This window comes from Haloprofundus marisrubri (assembly GCF_001469955.1).
Lineage (GTDB): Archaea > Halobacteriota > Halobacteria > Halobacteriales > Haloferacaceae > Haloprofundus > Haloprofundus marisrubri.
The window spans coordinates 49145-70790 of the sequence record NZ_LOPU01000003.1 but is presented as its reverse complement, the minus strand read 5'-3'; the positions used below and the strand labels follow the sequence as shown (position 1 = coordinate 70790).

Annotated in this window: 17 protein-coding genes; 9 read left to right on the top strand and 8 right to left on the bottom strand. The window is 61.9% G+C overall.

Features of this window, described 5'->3' with window-relative positions; translation table 11 throughout:
* Positions 1–88: 88 nt before the first annotated feature.
* Positions 89–1060 (top strand): NAD(P)-dependent oxidoreductase, encoded by a 972-nt coding sequence (locus tag AUR64_RS00805; RefSeq protein WP_058580076.1) that lies wholly within the window; start codon positions 89–91, stop codon positions 1058–1060.
* A gap of 447 nt (positions 1061–1507) precedes the next feature.
* Here AUR64_RS00805 and gdhB read toward each other — a convergent pair whose 3' ends face one another.
* Together gdhB and AUR64_RS00795 are read right to left on the bottom strand one after the other, a co-directional pair.
* The gene (gene gdhB / locus AUR64_RS00800; protein ID WP_058580075.1) at positions 1508–2776 is read right to left on the bottom strand and encodes a glutamate dehydrogenase GdhB; all 1269 of its coding nucleotides are present in this window, start codon (positions 2774–2776) and stop codon (positions 1508–1510) included.
* A gap of 46 nt (positions 2777–2822) precedes the next feature.
* On the bottom strand, positions 2823–4001 hold the full coding sequence (locus tag AUR64_RS00795) for a M24 family metallopeptidase (protein ID WP_058580050.1): 1179 nt from the start codon (positions 3999–4001) through the stop codon (positions 2823–2825).
* Positions 4002–4170: 169 nt separating this feature from the next.
* Here AUR64_RS00795 and AUR64_RS00790 point away from each other — a divergent pair, with 169 nt between their 5' ends.
* A complete protein-coding gene (locus tag AUR64_RS00790) occupies positions 4171–5433 on the top strand; it encodes a sulfite oxidase (RefSeq protein ID WP_058580049.1) in 1263 nt (420 codons plus the stop codon).
* A 12-nt stretch (positions 5434–5445) separates the two neighbouring features.
* Here AUR64_RS00790 and AUR64_RS00785 read toward each other — a convergent pair whose 3' ends face one another.
* Positions 5446–6825 carry a M28 family peptidase gene (locus AUR64_RS00785; protein WP_058580048.1) on the bottom strand — a complete coding sequence of 460 codons (1380 nt, stop codon included), beginning with the start codon at positions 6823–6825 and terminating at the stop codon, positions 5446–5448.
* 200 nt (positions 6826–7025) lie between these two features.
* On the opposite strand from AUR64_RS00785, the gene AUR64_RS00780 reads away from it, so the two are divergent.
* From AUR64_RS00780 to AUR64_RS00760, 5 genes are all read left to right on the top strand, one after another.
* Positions 7026–8720: an ABC transporter substrate-binding protein gene (locus AUR64_RS00780; RefSeq protein ID WP_071391180.1), complete on the top strand. Its 1695-nt coding sequence runs from the start codon at positions 7026–7028 to the stop codon at positions 8718–8720.
* Positions 8721–8794: 74 nt separating this feature from the next.
* Positions 8795–9772, top strand: a complete 978-nt coding sequence (locus tag AUR64_RS00775; RefSeq protein WP_058580046.1) for an ABC transporter permease — start codon at positions 8795–8797, stop codon at positions 9770–9772.
* A gap of 4 nt (positions 9773–9776) precedes the next feature.
* Complete coding sequence (locus tag AUR64_RS00770) at positions 9777–10760, top strand: ABC transporter permease (RefSeq protein ID WP_058580045.1); 984 nt, start codon at positions 9777–9779, stop codon at positions 10758–10760.
* Positions 10757–11803 carry an ABC transporter ATP-binding protein gene (locus tag AUR64_RS00765; RefSeq protein WP_058580044.1) on the top strand — a complete coding sequence of 349 codons (1047 nt, stop codon included), beginning with the start codon at positions 10757–10759 and terminating at the stop codon, positions 11801–11803. Before AUR64_RS00770 ends, AUR64_RS00765 begins: the two co-directional genes overlap by 4 nt.
* A gap of 1 nt (position 11804) precedes the next feature.
* Entirely contained in the window at positions 11805–13151 is a 1347-nt protein-coding gene (locus tag AUR64_RS00760; protein WP_071391179.1) for an ABC transporter ATP-binding protein, read from the top strand.
* A gap of 66 nt (positions 13152–13217) precedes the next feature.
* On the opposite strand, the gene AUR64_RS00755 is transcribed toward AUR64_RS00760, so the two are convergent.
* From AUR64_RS00755 to AUR64_RS00735, 5 genes are all read right to left on the bottom strand, one after another.
* A complete protein-coding gene (locus AUR64_RS00755) occupies positions 13218–14273 on the bottom strand; it encodes a succinylglutamate desuccinylase/aspartoacylase family protein (protein WP_058580043.1) in 1056 nt (351 codons plus the stop codon).
* A gap of 192 nt (positions 14274–14465) precedes the next feature.
* Positions 14466–15929 carry a metallopeptidase TldD-related protein gene (locus AUR64_RS00750; protein ID WP_058580042.1) on the bottom strand — a complete coding sequence of 488 codons (1464 nt, stop codon included), beginning with the start codon at positions 15927–15929 and terminating at the stop codon, positions 14466–14468.
* 92 nt (positions 15930–16021) lie between these two features.
* The gene (locus tag AUR64_RS00745; protein WP_058580041.1) at positions 16022–16264 is read right to left on the bottom strand and encodes a hypothetical protein; all 243 of its coding nucleotides are present in this window, start codon (positions 16262–16264) and stop codon (positions 16022–16024) included.
* Between the two features lie 88 nt (positions 16265–16352).
* Complete coding sequence (locus AUR64_RS00740) at positions 16353–17204, bottom strand: VOC family protein (protein WP_058580040.1); 852 nt, start codon at positions 17202–17204, stop codon at positions 16353–16355.
* A 222-nt stretch (positions 17205–17426) separates the two neighbouring features.
* Positions 17427–18254, bottom strand: coding sequence for an SDR family NAD(P)-dependent oxidoreductase (locus tag AUR64_RS00735; RefSeq protein ID WP_058580039.1), 828 nt, complete (start codon positions 18252–18254; stop codon positions 17427–17429).
* Positions 18255–18513: 259 nt separating this feature from the next.
* Here AUR64_RS00735 and AUR64_RS00730 point away from each other — a divergent pair, with 259 nt between their 5' ends.
* Positions 18514–21393: a bacterio-opsin activator domain-containing protein gene (locus AUR64_RS00730; RefSeq protein WP_058580038.1), complete on the top strand. Its 2880-nt coding sequence runs from the start codon at positions 18514–18516 to the stop codon at positions 21391–21393.
* A 108-nt stretch (positions 21394–21501) separates the two neighbouring features.
* On the top strand, positions 21502–21645 hold the full coding sequence (locus AUR64_RS20255; protein ID WP_155120404.1) for a rubrerythrin-like domain-containing protein: 144 nt from the start codon (positions 21502–21504) through the stop codon (positions 21643–21645).
* The last annotated feature ends 1 nt before the right edge of the window (position 21646 follow it).

The window sequence follows — 21646 nt, the reverse complement described above, 5'->3', positions numbered from 1 at the left end:
CACTTTGGTAGGCCCAGACACACAGGGCGGGGAAACGTGGGTGGACGCGTCGAACCGTTCACTCGTCGCCGTCCGGGAGCCGACACAGATGACTACGAAACCCGACGTCGTCGTCCTCCGCGAGGGGACGGAAGGACTCTCGATGGAATCGTACGCCGAGGCGTTACGCGAACGACTCTCCGACCGAACGGTCGCGCTCGCCCGAACCCCGAAACAGGAACGCGAACTCGTCGCAAACGCTCGAGTCGTCACCGGGACCAGTATCGACGAGGACCTGCTCGCTCGCGCCGACCGACTCGAACTGTTCGCCTGCACGTTCGCCGGAACCGACCACTTGCCGATGGAGATGCTTTCGGACCACGGAATCGCCGTCACCAACGCGGGCGGCATCCACGCTCCGGGTATCGCCGAACAAGCAATCGGCAACATGCTCACCTTCGCGCGCCGACTGCACGAGGGCTGGCGACGAAAGCAGCGCTCGGAGTGGCGACACTTTCAGTCCTCGGAGTTCACCGACAGCACAGTCACTGTCGTCGGTCTCGGTTCTATCGGCGAGGCGCTCGTCCAACGCTTGCAGGGGTTCGAAGTTCACACTATCGGCGTCCGCTACACGCCCGAGAAAGGCGGGCCGACCGACGAGGTCGTCGGCTTCGACGAGGACGCGATTCACGACGCGCTCTCGCGCAGCGAGTACGTCGTCCTCGCGTGCCCGCTCAACGACCTGACCCGCGGTCTCGTCGGTCACGAGGAGTTCGCTACGATGCAACCCGACGCAGTGCTCGTCAACGCCGCCCGCGGCGGCATCGTCGACACCGATGCGGTCGTCTCGGCGTTGCGATGGAGCAAGATTCGTGGAGCAGCGTTGGACGTGACCGACCCCGAACCGCTCCCGAGAGACCACCCGCTATGGGACCTCGAAAACTGTCTCATCACTCCGCATACGGGTGGTCACACGCCGAAACACTGGGACCGCCTCGCCGACATCGTCGCCGAGAACCTCACTCGTCTCGACGCGGGCGACGAGTTGGAGAACCAACTGCTCGCGCCAGAGTCGAAATGAGCGACGTCGACGACCACGGCAGAGCTCTCCACCGACTCGGTCACGACTGACCCATCTGGCTCACCCACAGCTACTCGAAGGGCTCTCTAAAGAGTTCGCGGCAACGAGCCGAGACGAACCTGACGGCGCGTTTCTCCCGTGTCACCGACGGGCGAGACGGCGTTTCCCTCGAACCGTTCGATTCGGGATTCTGTGGAATGGCCGAGTCGTTCAGCTACGAAGTCGGACTCTACTTGATGAGCGAGGCTATCCCGCGCCCCGTGCGACCAAGTCGACGACAGCGGTGGCAACGTTGTCGCTCCCGGTACGCGGTGGCAAACACAACTGAGTGACCGAGGCGAGTCGGTACCGGAACCGCCGCTTCCCGTCGAGAGAATCGCCGAGGCGCCGGAGCGCCGAGAAGAGACGGAAAGCCCGGTACTTCGATGCCCCGAGGTCGATGTATCCTCAGGGCCAGAGTCCGCGTGTCTCCTTCGCTTCGCCGATGCGCGAGAGCGCCACTACGTACGCGGCGTCGCGCCACGTCAGATCACGCTCGTCGACCTCGGCACGAACGGCGTTCCACGCCTTCAGCATCTCCGCTTCCAGTTCGTCGTGGACGCGGTCCAGCGGCCACGTCCGTCGGTTGATGTCCTGCAGCCACTCGAAGTACGAGACGGTGACCCCACCCGCGTTGGCGAGGATGTCCGGAAGAACCGGCACATCCCGTTCTTCGAGAACCGTGTCCGCGGCGAACGTAATCGGGCCGTTTGCTCCTTCGACGATCATCTCCGCTCGCACGTCGTCGACGTTCTCGACGGTGATGGCGTTGCTGACGGCCGCTGGAACGAGGACGTCGATATCGAGTTCGAGCAGTTCCGCGTTCGTGAGTGTCTCCGGGGCGTCGTAGCCCGAGACCATCCCCGGACGTTCGTCGTGACTCTCGACGTCGTTCGTGTCGAGTCCGTCGGGGTCGTAGATGGCGCCGTCGACGTCGCTGACGGCGACGATGTTCGCCCCCCACTCGTCGAGCAAACGGGCGGCGTTCGCACCGACGCTGCCGAAGCCTTGGACGGCGATAGTCGTCTCTTCGATGTCCCAGTCGTAGTAGTCGATAGCCTCGCGTGCAACGATGGCGACGCTTCGACCGGGTGCCTCCTCGCGACCGTACGACCCGCCGATGGACGGTGGTTTTCCGGTGACAACGCCAGGGGTGGTCTCGCCCTCCTGCATCGAGTAGGCGTCCATGAACCACGCCATCGTCTGCGAGTCCGTTCCCATGTCAGGTGCGGGAACGTCCTTCTTTGGACCGATGGCCGCGCGTATCTCCTCGGCGAAGCGGCGCGTGAGTCGCTCGCGTTCCTGTTCGGAGAGCGTCTTCGGGTCGACGGCGATACCGCCTTTCCCGCCGCCAAAGGGAAGGTCCATCACGGCGCATTTCCACGTCATCCACATCGAGAGTCCGCTACACTCCTCGGCGCTCACCTCCGGATGATAGCGTAAGCCACCTTTGTAGGGGCCGCGGACGTCGTCGTGCTGTGCGCGAAAGCCAGTGTACACTTCCAGTGTGCCGTCGTCGCGGCGCAACGGAACCGAGACCTGTTGGACGCGGGTCGGGTGTTTCAACCGCTCGACGACGCCCGAGTCGATATCGACGTTCGCGGCAGCGCGCTCGAGTTGACGACGAGCGTTCGACAAGGTGGACTCGGTGTCAGTTGTGTCGTTGTTGTCGGCCATCGTTTCGGGTTTCTCGGCCGTCTCTGTTGGTTCTGTCGCTGTCATCTCAGGCGGTGAACAGTCGCCGTGGGAAGTCCGCGAGTGGTTCGGCACCCGTCGACGTGATGCGGAACGTCTCGCTGAGTTCGACGCCGAAGTCATCGAACCAAAGTCCCGGAATCGTATGGAACGTCATGTTCTCTTCGAGCACCGTCTCGTCGCCGGGGCGGAGACTCGCAGTGTGCTCGCCCCAGTCCGGCGGATACCCGAGTCCCATCGAGTAGCCGATACGGTCTTTCTTTTCGACACCGTGCTTGGCGATGGTGTCGCGCCACGCCTTCTCGACACGTTCGGCCGTGACGCCGGGTTCTGCGGCGTCGAGGGCGGCTTCCATCCCTTCGACGACTATCTCGGCAGTCTCCGCTATCTCCTCGGGGGGGTCACCGACGAAGGTCGTCCGCGCGAGCGGCGAGTGGTAGCGGTGGCGACAACCGGAGAGTTCGATGATAACCGGGTCTCCGTTCTCGAAGGGTCGGTCGGTCCAGGTGAGGTGGGGCGTCCCCGTGTAGTCACCGGAGGGCATCAGCGGTACGATGGCGGGATAGTCGCCGCCGTACTCGTCGGTGCCGTCGATGAGCGCCGAGTAGATTGCTTCGGCCGCCTCGTACTCAGGGATTCCCTCGCCGATAGCGTCGAGACCGGCCTGCATCGCGTTCTCGGAGATGCGTGCGGCCTGTTGCATATACTTTAGTTCTGCATCTGATTTCTTGATGCGCACCCAGTTGACGAGCAGCGTGATATCCTCGAACTCGGCTTCGGGCAGATTGTCCCGGATGCGCGTGTACGACTTCGCGGTGAAGTAGTACGCGTCCATCTCCAAGCCAATTCGGCCGTCGTCGACGCCGAGGTCCCGTAGAACGTCGGCGAAGAAATCCATCGGGTGGAGGTCTCGCGGTGACTGGACGTGGTCGTCGCTGTACGGACGGATGCTCTCCTCCGTGAGTCGTGTCGTCGCGCGCGCACCGGTCGCGTCCATCTGCCGGCCGACCCAGACTGGTTCGTCGCGGTCCGGCGTGAGAATGACCGCCTGATGGACGTAAAACGACCACCCGTCGTAGCCGGTGAGATAGTTCATGTTCGCCGGGTCGCTGACGACGGCGGCGTCCAGTCCCTCCTCTTCCATTCGTGCTTTCGTTCGGGCGATTCGTCGGTCGTACTCCGCCGTATCGAACACCGTTTGGGACATGACAACGTCTCGCGTAACCGGTTCGGAAAGTGGGTGTATAATTGTTTTGTGTACGCGAGAAACGGATTCTGTATACCGTTCGTTCGTACCTACTGAAAACTCGTTATAACGATGACCCTCTTGCGTCGCTGTAAGAGAGGCTATACGCTCTTGGGTGGGTGTTGCTAGCATGGCGACCGAACGGCCGCGGCCCAGTCGGCACGACGAGATAGAAGCGATTCTGCAGTCGAAAGGCGGCGTGAGCGAGACGCGAGACGAGGCGGACAAGTACACCGTCGTCGGGGCCGCTCGACGACGGACGTTCGCAAACTGGCTCACACCCATCGAAGAGCACTTCGTCTGCCACAGAAACGACATTCCGGACGTCGACGCCGAGACGTGGACTGTTTCACTCACCGGCGACCTATCGGGGGCGCTCTCGGTGGCGGACCTCAGAGACGAGTTTCCGAGGGTCGCAGTCGCGCACACGATGGAGTGCGCAGGCAACGGCCGAGGCCAGCATCGACCGGAGACCGGGAGCGTGCAGTGGGGGTTCGAGGCCGCCGCCACCGCAATCTGGACTGGCGCACCCGTCAGTTCGGTTCTCCGGACGAGTGGCGTCAGCGACCCGAACGACGGGTGGCTGACGGCTATCGGCGGCGACCCCTCCGACGGCGAAGATGTCTTCGCGCGGTCGATTCCGCTCTCGAAGGCGCTCGACGACTGTATTCTGGCCTACGAGATGAACGGCAAGCCACTCCCACGTGAGCACGGCTATCCAGTTCGACTCATCGTGCCCGGGTGGTACGGCGTGAACAACGTCAAGTGGGTCGAGGAACTGCGAGTCATGGACTCGATGGTCGTCGAGGGGACGCTCGACCGGCCGGGCGAACACGCGTTCTGGCAACAAGTCGCCTACCGCATCCACCCGCGTGGAGTCGAGCCCAACTCGAACGAATCGGTGGAGACGGTCGACACATGGGAGCAACTCGAAGGCGCCGTCGATTCTCCGTACACGTTCGACGAGAACGTGAAATCGGTCATCGGAACCCCGGACGGAGAGTCACCGCTAACACCGCGAGACGGCTCAATCGAGGTCCGTGGCGTCGCCTGGGCGGGTGACGACTCGGTCGAGCGTGTCGAAATTTCGACCGATGGCGGTCAGAGTTGGGCCGAGGCGGACCTCTTCGGACCGGAGTACTCGGGCGCGTGGCGACTGTTCCGGTACGACTGGCGCGCCGAACCGGGCCAACACGTGCTGCTGTCACGGGCGACCGACGAACGAGGTCGACGACAACCGGCGACGATTTCGGAACCCGACGACTGGCGCGACGCGCTGGACGACGACACGTTCCCGTGGAACGAAGGCGGATACGCCGCGAACGCCTACGAACCGACGGGGGTCGAAGTGAACGTGCTCGACTCCGACGAGGACGGCCGAATCGAGGGATAACTCACTCTCGACTCACAGTTCCTCGGCCCACGGCCAGTCTTTCGGCCCGCCCCACGGCCACGCGTCCGTCGCTTTCATCCCGACGTCGAATCCCTCGTCGAGACAGGCCTGTTTTATCTCCTCGTCGTCGACAGGGTCGACTTCGACGTCGGTTCGGGCGAGTCGTGCAACGCCCGCAGCACAGAGAATCGACATGTCGCGCAGGTCGCGCACGTCGAGTTTGTCGAGCGTGTCGCCGTGGGTGTGACCCCACCCACGGCCGCTTCCGTCCGACGACGAGCGACCCTGTGCGCCGGCGACCCCTCGCTGGACGAACGGCCAGTGGTCGCTGTTCGGCCGAATTCCGTCTTCGGTGTGGACGGGAATCGCGTACTCCTCGCCGACTGCGTCGAACGCGTCGGCAATCGCCTCGAAGCCATGGCTGTGGATTTCGAGGTTTCGAGAGTAGCCCGCGCCGTCGACGTTGACGATGCACTTTACGTCATCTAAGTCGTGGGTGTGACTCCAGTAGTACGACCCGTAGAGACCGGTCTCCTCGGCGCCGAAGACGACGAGGCGGACTTTCGTCTCCAACTCGTCTGCAACCTGTGCCAGCATCTTGCCGACCTCGACGACCATCGCGGTGCCGAATCCGTTGTCGTTGGCGGCGGTACCTACGTCGTGGCCGTCGACGTGCGCGGTAAACAGGACTTCTTCGTCCGTATCGGGACCAACCGTTCCTTCGATGTTGTGCGAAGTACCGCGACCGACCTCCGAGGCGACCGAGAGGTCGGCTTCGACGGTGCCAGTGTCGCAGTACCGCTGGAGTCGTGCGCCGGTTTCCTTGCTCGCTCCGATGGCCGGAATCGGTCCCGGTCCGTTCACGCTGCCGATGTTTCCGGTCGGCGGTAGCGCACCCTCGATGTGGTTGTAGAAGACGAACGCCGCAGCACCGGATTCAGCGGCGTAGTGGTACTTTTCGGAGCGGTGGACCCACCGCCCGTAGTCGTCCGGGGTGAGACTCGACGCCATTGCGATGTCGCCCGAGAGGTCGACGTCTTCGAAGTCCTCGGGGAGACCGTAGCCCATGTCGACGAGTTCACCCGTTACCTCGCCGGAGGGTGTCCCCGGCAACTCGACGAGTTCGTGCGAGCGAGCGAACGTCGTCTCTCGGTCGCCGTGTTCGACGGTGAGACTCGCGTCGCCGCGCCACCACGCAGGAATCGGGAACTCGTCGAGTACGATTTCGTCGAGACCGGCCTCCTCGAACGCTTCTGCCACGAGGTCCGCGCCGACTCGTTCGCCCTCGTGTCCGGGCATCCGGTCGTTCAAATCCTCTAACTCGGCTAATAGGTCCCACCCGGCCGTGCTCCGGTAGGCAGTTCCCACAACTGTGTTCGATAGCTCAGTCATCGAACTGTGGTGTGATACCTCTTATCAAGAGTGTTCTGGTTTCCGTGGGGCTTCAACGAGAAAACGCGAAAATATATTGATATCTTTGTTATTTAGCAGCTGTATGCATCAAATTATTCATGCACATTCGGGTACTACCTTAGATAGACGACAGATATGGTGGAAAGATTTTAGTAGGGGCATCAGAGATAGCCACTGACATGCCAGACAATGCCAAACGTGTGAAGCGCCGGAGATTTCTGAAAGCAGCCACAGCGGGCGGTGTCGCCGGGATGACGGCCTTAGCTGGGTGTGCTGGTGGGAATCAGGACGGCAACGGAAACGACAGTGGAAATCAGAGTGGTGGCAACAGCAATGCTAGCGCAGGTCAAGGGATGGCCACGTACACCTACGTCAACAACGCGCAGAGCTACAACCCACCGAGACACGACGCGATAAACCTCATCGCAAGCCAGTTCAGCGAACTCGGACTGGATATGGAGGTGGACGTGCTCGAATGGGGGACGCTGTTCAGTCGCGTCTCCGAGGAGTACAACTACAGTTTCGCAACGTGGCATACGTTCTTCGTCTCCGAACCGGTGACGGAACTGAACAACCTATTCAACTCCGAGAACACCGGGGCGGGTCAGGGGAACTACTCCGGGTACGAGAACCCCGAACTCGACGAGATGATGGGGAGCTATCTGGCCGAACCGGACCCCGATACCCGAGTCAATCAGGCACACGAGATTCAGAAGACGTTGATGGACGACGTACCGACGATGCCCATCACGCAGATGCCGCAGGCGGCCATCTACAACAGCAATCAGGTGGGCAACTGGCAGGCGGACCTCGCAAACGGCTTCAACTCCTACTGGACGATGATAAACTTGGAGATGAAAGGCGGCGAGGATACGCTGAAGGGCTACTGGCCCGAGACGCTCTCGACGATGAACGTGCTCGGTCACAACGACGAGAGCAAACACGTCTACCAGTTCAACATGATGTACGACTTCTTGGTCCAACTCAACAACAACGCCGAACCGGACCCCGAGGTCAGCCTCGCAACCGACTGGAACCGGGTCGACGACACCACGATGGAGTACACCATCCGCACCGGCCACTCGTGGCACGACGGGGAAGACCTCACCGCCGAGGACGTTGCGTTCTCGTACAATTACATCAGCGAGAACGAGGTCCCGCTGTACTCGACGCAGTCGCAGTACATCGACAACGCCGAAGTCGTCGACGAGCAGACGGTGCGAATCAACATGTCACAACCGCTCGGACCGTTCAACCTCGCGGTTGCGAACCTGCTTCCGATTATCCCCCAGCACAAGTGGGAGGGGCGGAGCAATCCGAGCCAAGCGAACATCCAAGAACCCGTCGGCAGCGGTCCGATGATGTTCGACTACTGGGAGCAAGGCAGCGAGTTCGGGATGACGAAGTTCGCGGACCACTTCGCGCCCGTCTCCTTCGAGAATCGGTTCTGGCGCGTCATTCCCGAGGCGTCGACGGTGTGGGAGAACCTCATCAACGGCGACCTCAACTACGAGCCGTTCGGCCGTATCGACCGCAGTCTCGACCAGAACCAGAGCAACGAGAACATCGGTACGACGTTCCAGACCGCCCCGACGTTCTGGATGTTCACGCCGAACGAGCGCGAACAGCGCCTCGACGACAAGCAGCTACGGAAGGCACTGGTCGAGACGATTCCGCGGACGCCCATCGTCGACCAGATTCTGTTCGGCTTCCCGGACGTCGGCTCTAACATCGTCTCGTCGGCGTTCGGGCCGCTTCACACCGACGACGTGACCCAGTACGAGGAGAGTCGCGAGGCCGCGCGGAGCCGTCTCGAAGAGGCCGGCTACACGTGGGACGACAACGACATGCTCCAAGCGCCGAGCGGCAACTGAACGAGAGCGGCTGAACTCCGATACGGAGTTTTCACCTAACGAACACAAAACCACGTTACAAACACGATATTACTATGGGAAAAGCGAGTTTCGTCATCAGGCGTATATTACAGCTCGTCGTGACGCTCTGGGCGGTCGGGACGGTCCTGTTCGGACTGTTCCGGCTCATGCCGGGCGACCCGACGTCGTACGTCGTCTCCTCACAGATGACCCAGGAGGCGCGTGAACAGATTATCGCGAGCTACGGCCTCGACCAGCCGCTGCACGTGCAGTACATCAAATTCCTCGAAAACTTAGCGACGCTGCAGTTTGGTCAGTCGTTCCATTCGAACCAACCGGTGACGGACGTCATCGCAACGTACCTGCCGAACACGCTGTTGCTCATGCTGACGGCGTTTATCACGGCGTACGCTATCGGCATTACGCTCGGCGTGTTGTCCGGCTGGTACCGCGGCTCCAGATTCGAGAAGAACGCAGTCATCGTCGCGTTGACCGCTCGGAGCGTACCCACCTTCTACGTCGGACTCATCGTCCTGTGGATATTCGGCGCGAATCTCGGTGTCATCCCGATGAGCGGGATGACCAGTCTCGGGTCCCAACAGACAGGGTTCTGGCAGATGGTGTTCTCGCTGGACTTCCTGCATCACCTGCTCGCGCCGGCGTTGGTGCTCGGGTTCTACTTCATGGGTTACCCGCTTCTCATCATGCGTTCGAGCATGCTGGAAGTGCTCTCGGAGGATTTCATCGACGTCTGTCGCGCGAAGGGACTGAAAGAGCGGACGATAATGTTCAGACACGCGGCGCGGAACGCTCTGTTGCCCATCGTCACGGCGGCGGCTATCGCGCTCGGGTACGCCGTTGGCGGGAGCGTCCTCATCGAGACGGTGTTCGCGTGGCCCGGTATCGGTCGGGAGATGGTTCGAGCGGTGCTCCGGCGTGACTTCCCCGTCGCGCAGGGGACGTTCATGGTCCTCGCAGCGACCATCATCTTCCTGAACTTCGTGGCGGACCTGGCGTACGGGTACCTCGACCCACGGGTGACGTACGACTAAACCAATGGCACAAGAAGAACACAGCACTCGGTCGATATTCGCCGACCTCGACGACACCGGTTCGTCCGACGAGGAGATAAACAAGTGGCAACGGACCGCCCGACTCTGGCAGGAGACGCTCCGTGACCACTGGGGGAAGCTAACCGACGAACTGTCGGTCAAGCTCTCGCTTCTCACCGTGGCGGCGTTCGTGCTCGTCGCTATCTTCGCGCCGTTCATCGCAACCCATCAACCGCTCCAGCGCCAGTATCAAGGTGACGCCGAAATCATCATCGACAAGTGGGCCGAGCCGTCGATTCTCGGCGCGGACACACCCTACATCCTCGGAACGACTGCGGAAGGATTCGACATCTTCAGCCAACTCGTCTACGGTACGCGGGCGGCGCTGATGGTCGGACTCATCGCCGCGGTGTTCACCGCCGGCATCGGGACGCTCGTCGGACTCGTCGCGGGCTACTACGGCGGCAAGGTCGACGACGCGCTGATGCGACTCGTCGACTTCCTCTACGGGATGCCGCTTTTGCCGACGGTCATCGTGCTCGTCGCAGTGCTGGGGCCGAACCTCTGGAACATCATCTTCGCGCTAATCATCCTGCAGTGGCGCTCTACGGCCCGCGTCATCCGATCGCAGGCGCTGTCGTTGCGTGAACGGCCGTTCGTGAAGGCCGCGGAGGTCGCCGGCGCGGGCGACTGGCACATCATCAGCAGACATCTCGCGCCCAACGTCCTGCCGTTGACGTTCCTGTACGGGTCGTTCGGCATCGCGTGGGCCATCCTCGCGGAGGCAGGCGTCTCGTTCATCGGCCTCGGCGACCCGAACACCGTCTCGTGGGGCACGATGCTCCAAGCGTCGCGGGCGTACTCGGCGCTCCAGTTCGGCGCGTGGTGGTGGTTCGTGCCGCCGGGAATCTGTATCGGACTGCTCGTAATCAGCGGCTTCCTCATCGGCCGCGGCTACGAAGAGATAACCAACCCCAAACTACAATGAGTTTACTCGAAGTCGAAGACCTCGAAGTGTACTACGAAACCGAAGACGGTCCCGCACAGGCAGTCGACGGCGTCTCGTTCGAACTCGAAGAGGGCGAGAACCTCGGCATCGTCGGCGAATCCGGTTGCGGCAAGACCACGCTCGCAAAGGCGATAATCGGCATCCTTCCAGACGCCGGCTACGTCAACAACGGCAGCATCAGTTTCAAAGGCGACGACCTCACCGAACTCTCGAGTCCGGAACGCCGTCGCCTGAAATGGGAGGAGATATCGATGATTGCCCAATCTGCGATGAACTCGCTGGACCCGGTGTACACCATCCGCGAGCAGATCGTCGAGGCCATCGAAACCCACCGTCCCGGCACGGGTCGGGTTGAGTCGAACGAAATCGTTACCGAGATGTTCGAACTCGTGGGGCTGGACCCCGACCGCGCCGACGACTACCCCCACCAGTTCTCCGGCGGGATGCGCCAGCGGGCGATGATAGCGATGGCACTCGCGCTTGACCCGTCGCTGGTGTTGGCCGACGAGCCGACGACGGCGCTCGACGTCATCATGCAAGACCAGATACTCAAGCGCATCAGCCGAATTCAAGACGAAATCAACTCGTCGATGCTCGTTATCACCCACGACGTGAGCGTCGTCGCCGAGACGTGCGACCGCGTCCTCGTGATGTACGCCGGGAAGGTGGCCGAAGAAGGTCCGGTCGAGGAAATATTCGACCGTCCGTACCATCCCTACACCATCGGGCTGAAGCGGGCGTTCCCCAACATCCGGATGAAGAATCAGGACCTGCTCTCCATCGCCGGCTACCCGCCGGAGCTCGTCGACCCGCCGCAGGGCTGTCGGTTCGCCGAGCGGTGTCCGATGGCGACCGAACGGTGTCGAACCGAGGAGCCGGAAGCTCACTACGAAAACAGCCTGCGGTCGTACTGCCATTACACCGACGAAATCGACTCGGAACTGCGCCCCTACGCCGACGACGCGCGGACGTGGGAACAGACTGCCGCAGCACAGAACGTCGGCAACGTCGGAGGTGACTGAGATGCGAGACGACGTCCTGCTCGAAGTCGACGACCTCAAGAAACACTTCAAGGTCAACCAAGGCTGGATAGCGAGTCTGATGCAGTCGGTCTCCGGTGACGACCCCGAGTACGTCCACGCAGTCGACGGCGTCAGTTTCGACCTTCACGCGGGCGAGACGCTCGGACTGGCGGGCGAATCTGGCTGTGGGAAGACGACGACGGGGATGTCGCTGGTGAAGCTTCACGAACCGACCGACGGCGACATCGTCTACAACGACAAACAGCTCTCGGAGGCCACGGACGAGGAACTCGAAGAGTTCAGACAGAACGCTCAGATGATTTTTCAGGACCCCTTCGAGAGCCTTAACCCTCGGATGACGGTGTACGACATCGTCGCCGAACCGCTTCGCATCCACGACATCAGAAACGAGACGGCACGGGTTCAGCGCGCACTGGAGTTCGCGGAGCTCCTTCCGGCCGAACAGTACTTCGACCAGTATCCCCACGAACTCTCCGGGGGACAGCGCCAGCGCGTCGCCATCGCACGCGCTCTCGTGCTCGACCCGGACTTCATCGTCGCCGACGAACCGGTGTCGATGCTCGACGTGAGCCTCAGAGCGGGCGTACTGTCGCTACTTGACCGGATGACCGAGGAGTTCGGTCTCTCGGTCGTCTACATCAGCCACGACCTCTCGTTGCTCCGGCATATGTGCGACCGTCTCGCCATCATGTACATGGGGAAAATCGTCGAGAAAGGACCGACAGACCAGATAATCGAGAACCCCCAGCATCCGTACACACAGGCGCTCATCAACGCGGTACCCGTCCCGGACCCGGACGTGGGCCGCGAGCGCGTCGAGCTACAGGGTGAGGTCGGCGACGTCATCGACGTGCCGACGGGCTGTCGGTTCCGGTCGCGGTGTCCGAAACTCATCGCCCCGACGGCGTTCGACCTCTCACCCGCCGAGTGGGAGAATACCCGAGCGTTCATGCGGGCCGTCAAACGTGGGACGGTCGAGACGGGCGACAGCGCGGTACTTCGACAGGAGTTCTTCGCGGACGCCGAACCGTCGGGAGAGGCGGGGCAGGTTGTCGACGGCGCGCTCGAACGTATCGACCGAGGCGAGTGGGAGGAAGCGACAGAACTGCTCGTCACCGAGTTCGAAGAGCGGAGCGTCTGTGCTCGCGAGGTGCCGCCGCTCGAACAGAAAGCGGACGTCGACGCCGACCAGGATATCGCCTGTCATCTCTACGAGAGCGCCGAGGGATACGACCCTTACGCGGAGTTGGAGGCCGGCCGTCGACAGGGCGACGTTACCGCGAGCGACACCGGTAACGACAGCGAGTCGGCACCGGCAGACGACTAACTCCTCTTTTCGAGTCGTTCGGAGCCAAACCCCGGAGTTCGTCGAGCGATACGTCGGAGAACCGGGTCAGTCCGACCGGTTCAAAAGCAGCGGTTCGTCGTCCGGGACGGCCATGTCGAGAAGCGGGTCGTTCTCGTAGACGGCGACGCGTTCGTACCGACTGAGAACGTAGCCAGAGTGTTCGACTTTCACCTGCGTTTGCGTCTCTCCACAGGGAGTGACGATGTCGGCGACCACCTCTCCGGAGTCGACCCACTCGCCTTCTCGAACTCTGTAGCGAACGATTCCGGCGGTGTCCGTGTGCGGGTGGACGAACCGCTTGAGGTCGTCGTCGGTGGGTAACTCGAACGTCGTCGAACCCGCCGCCGGGTCGGACACCATATCGAGCGCGTAGAGAACGTTCTGTAACCCGACGACGGCCGCCTCACAGACGTCCTTCTCGACTACGAACCGACCACCGAGTTCGGGAGTAAACGCCGGAATCCCGTCGGCGATGGCCGCGCCAGTCAGCGTGTGGTCGAGCGACCGTTGGACCGTCTCGTCGGCGCTGAACTGGTTGACGACGGGGAGGCCGAACGCGTCGACGAGTTCGACGAGCCGGTCGCGTAACTCGGCTGCTTCTGCCTTCTTGCGGTGTTCGCCATAGCTCACGCGCGGTCGAATCGTGTACGGATACGTCGCAATCCACGAGGTGTGAAGCGAAATAACCGCGTCCGCACTCGCGCGAATCTCCTCGTAGAGGCGGTCACAAATCAGTTGCTGGACGCTCGGCGGTGTTTCGTCGCTTCCACCGTCGATGCCGAAGTACCGATTGGGGTCTTCGTCGCCGTAGTACGAGGTCCGAGCGTTCGTCCGGAATCCGGACGGATTCATCACCGGGACACAGACGACGGTCCCCCGAACCTGCTCGTCTCGGATGCGGTCGACGAACTCGTGAATAGCCTCCATTCCGGTCGGTTCGTCTCCGTGAATCGTTCCGGTCGCCCACACCGTCGGCCCCGGTTTCTCGCCTTCGACGACGACGACCGGAACCTGTTCGGGTTGACCCGTCGGCAGTTCGGTGACCGAGAGATAGCCGGAAGCGACCTCGCCGGACGCCGCTTCCGCGGTCCCGAGTTTCATCGGTTCACCGAGCAACGCCCCACAGTCGCCCGTTGTGCAGTACGTCGAGGTTGCCGTCGCGTGACGGAGTCGTCTCCGACCCACACTACAGTGTCACTGTGTACCATCGTTGGTCGAAGAGACCGTGGGGGCGGATGGTAAATCCATCGGCGGCGTTGGCGACTCGTCGCCGTCCATCGCCCTGTACTCCGACTACTCGTCGCTGCGGAGCGTCGCCTGAAGGCGAAGCCCGGGTGCGGTTACTGCGTACGGAATCTGCGATTTGTGTTTCCCGTCGACGCCGGTGACGGTGCCGCGAGCGTCGCCGACGGCGGTCACTCCGCGGAGCGTCGCGGGGTCGTACGCCAGCGACACGCCCTCGATACGGCCGTCGCGCTCGCCGTCTCGAAGGCGGTACGCCTCTGCGACGGGTAAGTCGGCGCAGCCACGGTCGGGTCGGTCGTCGTCGACCTTCCGTTCGATGTCCCTCGCGTAGAGGGCGCTGGCGGGCATGACGCCCGACCGCTGGACGCGCTCGAACTCGTCGCGGAGCCAAGGCTCGTCGAACCGCTCGACGAGTACGTCTGCTCCGTCGCGCAGCGCTGCGCTGGTTGTATCACCGGGGTCGACCTCCAGATGACGGGCGTGTATCCGCGGTGCCTCACCGAATCCGAGACTGTGAACCGCGTTTCCGGCGGGGAACACGTCCGCCTCGGCCGCGGTCGCGGTGTTGTGGAGGAGTCGCGTCACGGTTCCGTTCTCGACGAGTTGGACCGGTGTCGTCGGCCGAAGCTCCGCATCGTAACCGCGGGCGGCCCACGACCCGGCCTTGACGGTGTCTGCGACCGAAAGCGACTCGGAGCCGAGTTCGTCGCCGACGTCGAACGGACTCAACCCCATCTCACACGTGTCGGCTTCGAGGTAGCGCGAGACGAACGCGAACAGCTGTCCCGCCGCTCGTGGGCTCAGCGTAACCGTCGTTTCGCCGGTCGGCGCGTCGACCGTGTCGGCGGCCGACAGCGCCCGTGCGTCGTCGGCCGCGTTCTCGAACGCGTCTGTGAGGTCGTCGAGAAACGCCACCCCCCGCGTCGAACCGATGTGGCGCCGGACCGTTGGCCCGTCTCGAACTGAGAGGGTGAACATTGCGCTCGCGCGGTCGAGCGTCGTTCGGACGGTACTTCCGGTCGTCGTCGCCGCCGTTTCGTCGACGTGGGCGTCGGTGTAGTTGACCCACTGACGTGTTATGTCGAGGCCGTCAGCCGTCGCGGCGAGGCCGTCTTCGAGGATAGACCGCTTCGTCTCCAGAGAAACGTCGTCGATACGGTCGGCCGCCCATCCGCCGTGGACGGCTCTGTGCGTGGTGATCTGGTCGAAGCGGGCGGGGTCAGCCTGCGCGAGGAACGCGCCGCCACGGACTGCTCTGTCGGCAACGTCCGTTAGCGCCTCCTCATCTAGGCTCGTCGTGTATCGATAGTCGGCGGCACCGTCGGTGAACACGCGACACCAGACGCCCGTCTCGTCGAACGCGAGTTCGTCTCGCGGGCCGTCCTCGGTGACGACGAGGTCCGTCTTCGACTGCGAGACAGCCCCGACCTCCGCGTACGCGACGTCGTCGTCGTCCTCGAAGCGGTCGAGTAACCACTCCATCGCCACGATAGGGTCGTCGCTCTCGTTCATGCCAAGAGGTAGCTAACCACGAGGTATGAATCTCCCGGACGGCGGCTGATATCGCCGCGGTCGACCGCTCGAACGTATCGAGGGAGCGTTCGTCACTGTCGATTTTCGCGCCGCTGTGCCTCCGCTTCCGCTTCGTACGACTCGGCGACGACGACGTCTTGGAGTTTCCGTCGGTACTCCCAGACGCCGGCCAACAGGATGAGGAGTCCGACCACCGCCCCGCGCACCGGCGTTCCGCCGAGCGCGAAGTAAGCGAACACCCCGACGGCGAAGAGTACGGAGATACCGAGACCAACCGTCGACCAGCCGTTTCGACGCAGTTGGGTGCTTGGCATGTCTTTCCGTATCAGGGGCGTCCGTATCAACCTTCGGGAACCCTAACGCCTTCGTGTGGTCGTGATTCGACCGACACCGCCGGGTGAGCTACGACTCGGCTCGGAATCGAACATCGATTCCATCGGGGCCTTCGACGACGAACCCAGCGTCCCTCTCGGATACGGCGACCTGAGCATCCGTGAGGCGGTTCCGAATCGCCTCGAACGTTTCCGTGTCGGGAAGAACGACCTCGAACCAAGATAGACCTCGCCCGCCTACCGGACTTGTCCGCTGGTTCCACGTGTTCGCCCCGATGTGGTGGTGATACCCCCCAGCGGAGACGAAGTACGCCGCCGGAACGGTCGTCTGCACCTCGAACCCAAGCGTGTCGACGTAGAACTCCTCGAACGCGTCCAGCGAGGTGACTTCGAGGTGGACGTGGCCTACATCAGTTCCCGGCGGCGCTCGGTCGTCGCCTGCGGCCGCGGCTTCGACGCTCTCGAGGTCGAGCGGTTCGGTGCTGATGTGGACCGTTCCTTCGTCGGTGATGGGCCACTCCTCACGGGGGAAATCGCGGTAGATTTCGACGCCGTTGCCCTCCGGGTCGCGGAGGTAGAGCGCCTCGCTCACCAGATGGTCGGAGGCCCCGCTGAGCTGCCATCGGTCCCGTATCCGTGTGAGCGCGTCTCCGAGCGCTTTGCGCGAGGGGACGCGAAACGCGTTGTGGTAGAGGCCCGCACCGCTTCGCTGCCGCTCTGGAGTGTCCGCATCTCTTTCTAAGACGAGAAGCGGTGTCTCGTCGACGCCGAGAACTGCGGTGCTCTCGGACTGTTGCTGGACGCTGAGTCCGACGACGTCTCGATAGAACGCGGTCAGTTCGCCGAGGTCGGAGGCTCTGAGCGCCGTCCGGCCGATGCGTGTCCCCTGCGGGAGTGTGTCTGTTTTCTGTCGTGTGGTCATGTTGGTTACCGAAGAACCGGTCGTGCACCCGTGTACGAGCGCCCGAATGTGCGTCGAGCGACGACGATAGAGCGCAGACACTCGTGGCTCGGTCGGGTCTTTGTTACAGCACGTAACTTGTCCTCTAACCCTGATATAGCCCCGGTAACAACCGTGTGACCACGTGGTGTACACCCAACCACCAACTTGTCGAGCGTCCGAGCGCCGTCGCTCGGGGAGGTCTCAGTCGGCCGCTTGACCGCCGTCGACAGGTAGCGTGTGGCCGGTGATGTAAGAGGCGTCCGACGAACAGAGAAACGCCACGACGCCGGCCATCTCTTCGGCTTCGGCGATACGGCCCATCGGAACGTCACGCATCGCCGACGTGTCGAAGTCGGCGCGCATCGTCCGAATCGCCATCCGAACCAGTTCGAGAGCGGTCTTGAGTCGACTCAGTAACGACGAATCGTCGCTTCCCAAGAAACTGGACTGGATGTTCGTCTTCGTCGGCCCGGGGGCGATGGCGTTGACTCTGACTCCCCGACCGGCGTATTCGAGTGCGACCGACTTCGTGAGACCGACGACCCCGTGTTTGCTGGCGGAGTAACTGGAAAGCCCGCCCATCCCGACCAGTCCGGCCTCTGAGGCGGTGTTGACGATTGCGCCGCTTCCTTGTGCTTCCATCACCGGCAGTTCGGCTCTCATACAGGCCCAGATTCCTTTCAGGTTGATGTCGAGGAGTCTGTCCCACTGCTCTTCGGTGATGTCGGTTGTCTCGGTGAATCCGGTGAGAATCCCGGCGTTGTTGTGTGCGAAGTCGAGCGTTCCGTACGTCTCGACTGCGACGTCGACCATCCGTTCGACGGACGCGAACTCCGAGACGTCGACTTCCACGAACGTCGCGTCGCCGCCGGCGTCTTCGATGAGTTCGACCGTCTCACGACCCGTTTCTTCGACCACGTCGGCGACGACGACGTTTGCTCCCTCTTCGGCGAATCGACGTGCGGACGCACGACCGATGCCCGACCCGGCACCCGTTACGAGGGCTGTTTTCCCGTCTATATCCTTCATATCGACTCAACTTGGACTAACTATCCGGTCAAAATAGTGGTTGCGGGGGTCGTACTCTCACCGCCGGTGCTCACCACCTCGGTTCGAGACGACGGGTCGACCCGTTATCTGGCAAGAACCCTATCGGTTGAATTGCAAACTGCTATTAGTCGCCACGGTTCGAATGCAAACAAACGATGGTTATCGATATAGACGCGGTACAGCAGCGACCTTCAGTCGATGCCGACTGGGTTCGCGCCGGTGCGTAGTCGTCTTAGCTATGACTTCTTCTGTATCCGGCCACGACCCGTCGTCGATTCTGCTCGTAGGGACGGGTAAGTGGGTCGATCAGTTCGGTAGCGTACTCGAAACGCGAACCGACACGACGGTACAGCGAGCGAGGGCCGAATCGGCCGCATTCGACGTCGTACGTTCGCACACTCTCGATTGTATCGTTCTCGGGTACGTACTTGATGACACGACGGGACTCGACCTGCTCGAAACCCTCGACCACGAATCTACGGCACTCCCCGTGGTGTTCGCAACCGACGTTGGTACCGAAGCCGTCGCCAGCGAGGCCATCGGGGCTGGAGCGACAGACTACGTCGTTTTGACTGATTCGTCCGAACAGGAAATGGACACCCTCGTTGCGCGCACCGACCAAGCGATTCGGACCGCACGCCAGACAGTGACTCGGCGGGACCGTGCCAGACAGTTCGATGCAATCTTCACCGATTCACGGACTGCAACGTGGGTTCTCGACCCGGATGGGTCGCTCGTCCGAGCGAATCAGACGGCACGAGAGATGGTCGAGACGAACGTCGATTCTCTCGTCGGTAACCCGTTCTGGACGCTGCCGTGGTGGTCACAGGCGGAAAAACAGAAGACAGAGGTGCGACAGCTACTCGACCAGGCACTCGGTGGAACGTTCGCAAACGCAGTCGTTCCACAGTCAACACATCTCGAATCCCCCCGGATGGTTGACCTGTCGGTTCGCCCAGTCGAAGACGAACGTGGAGAGCTCGTCTCAGTCGTCGTAGACGGTGTCGACGTGACGGAGCGAGTCGAACTCGAACGTGACCTTCGTCGCTCCGAGGAACTTCACCGTGTCACGCTCAACAATATGACCGACACCGTCCTCATGACCGACGAGTCAGGCGAGTACACGTACGTCTGTCCGAACGTGCACTTCATTTTCGGCTACACGGCCGAGGAAATCCGCGAACTGGGGACTATCGACGACCTTCTCGGTCACGACCTCTTCGACCGCGACGAACTCGCAAAGGAGGGCGTGTTGAAGAACATCGAGTGTACAGCCGTCGACAAAATCGGACGTGAGCACACGCTGTTGGTCAACGTTCGGGAAGTCTCCATTCAGGATGGCACGCTCCTGTTTAGCTGTCGGGATATCACGAAACGCAAGCAACGTGAGGAAGCGTTAGCAACGCTTCACCGGACTGCTCGTGACTTCCTGTACGCCGAAACACACGGCGAAATCGCCCAGCACGTCGTCGAAGACACACCGAGCGTCCTCAACCTCGATGCGAGTGCGGTGTATCTGTTCGACGCCGAGACCAACGCTCTCCAGCCTGTCGTGCATTCGGCGGCCATGCGAGCGCTCCATGGTCCGCTCTCGACACTTCGTACCGACAGCGAGACGCTCCCGGGCCACAGCTTCGTCGAGGACAAAGTGTTGTTTTGTGACGATGTCCACGAGATGGACCGATTCGAGAACAGAGCGAGCGAGCTTCGGAGTGTCGCGTACATCCCTCTCGGCAGTCACGGGGTGTTCGTCGTCGGCTCGGAACGAGTCGGTGTCTTCGACGAGGTGACACGCGAACTAGCGGACCTTCTCGCAGCGACGGCCGAAGCGGCGCTCGACCGCGTCTCCCGGGAGTCACAGCTCCGCGAGCAGGACCGAACACTCCAGACTCAGAACGAGCAACTGACCGCTCTCAACCGAATCAACGAGATAATCCGTGAAATCGACCAAGCGCTCGTCGAAGCGGAGACGCGGGCGGAAATCGACCATACCGTCTGTGAACTGCTGACCGGCGACGACCGACTTCGGTTCGCCTGGGTCGGGACCGTCGATTCGACGACCAACACCGTCGAGCCACGTGCGTGGGCAGGCACAGAGCGTGGGTATCTCGACAGTCAGACGTTCGCCATAGATGCGGAAGCGGTCGAACCGGCCGGTCGGACTGCAGACACCGGTGACGTAACGCTGGTGTCGAACGTCGCGGCCGGTCTCCGAGACGAACCGTGGCGAAAAGACGCGCTCTCCCGAGATTACCTCTCTGTGCTGAGTATTCCGCTCGTGTACAATGACCTCCTACACGGGGTATTGACCGTCTACGGGCCGACCCGGGACGCCTTCGACGACACCGCGAAAGCGGTCTTGAGTGAACTGGGCGAAACCATCGCGTCCGCACTCAGCGCTATCGAGCGGAAGAACGCGTTGCTCACGACATCGATGACACGTCTAAAGTTCGCTGTCGACGACCCTTCGTTCGTCCTTTCTCGACTTGCCACGGACGCGAACTGTACGCTCTCGTACCAAGGCGGCGTTCAACAGTCTTCAGAGGGCAGTTACGTGTTCGTTACCGTCGACGGTTCGCCCGTGGAGGCTGTCGCTGCGACGGCCTCAGAACTGATCTCGGTCGACGACGTCCAGCAAATCAGCGCCGATGCGGAAGGCGGTGTTCTGCGACTACGGTTCGCACAGCCGTTCTTAGCACTCGAACTAGCTGACCACGGCGCAATCTTCCGGCAAGCGACGGCCGCCCCCGACCAGACCGTGCTCGTCGTCGACATTCCCGACAGTATCGACGTGCGAACTATTACGCAGTTAGTCGACGAGACGTTCTCGACCGCTGAACTCCAATCGAAGCAGACACTCGACCAGTCGATAGAACGCGACCTCTACACGCGTTTTCTCGACAAACTAACCGAGCGACAACTGGAGGTGATTCAGACGGCGTACTACAGCGGATATTTCGAGTCGCCACGCGAGAACACAGGCAAAGAAGTCGCCGAGACGCTCGGAATCAGTCCACCTGCGTTTTACAGTCACGTGCGAACCGTTCAGCGGAAGTTGTTCTCGACATTCTTCGAGAACCACGAACTACCGGCCGCTGCTCGACGAACGGTTGAATAACGAACCCCCATTTCTGTCTGTAGTTACTATACGAGCTACCAGATACTACCTATTACAATTATTATCACCTTACAGAGTGCCCGTCGGTCCGGCACTCACGTCTAACCCATGAGAGATGTCAAACCCCAGTCCGACGGAGAACGGTCGTACGAGTGCTTCGAGTGTGGAACCATCGTTGTCAGCGAAACAAATCCGGTCACCTGTTCACGCTGCGAAGGCTCGATGCGGAATCGGGGGATGCCAATCGAGTAAT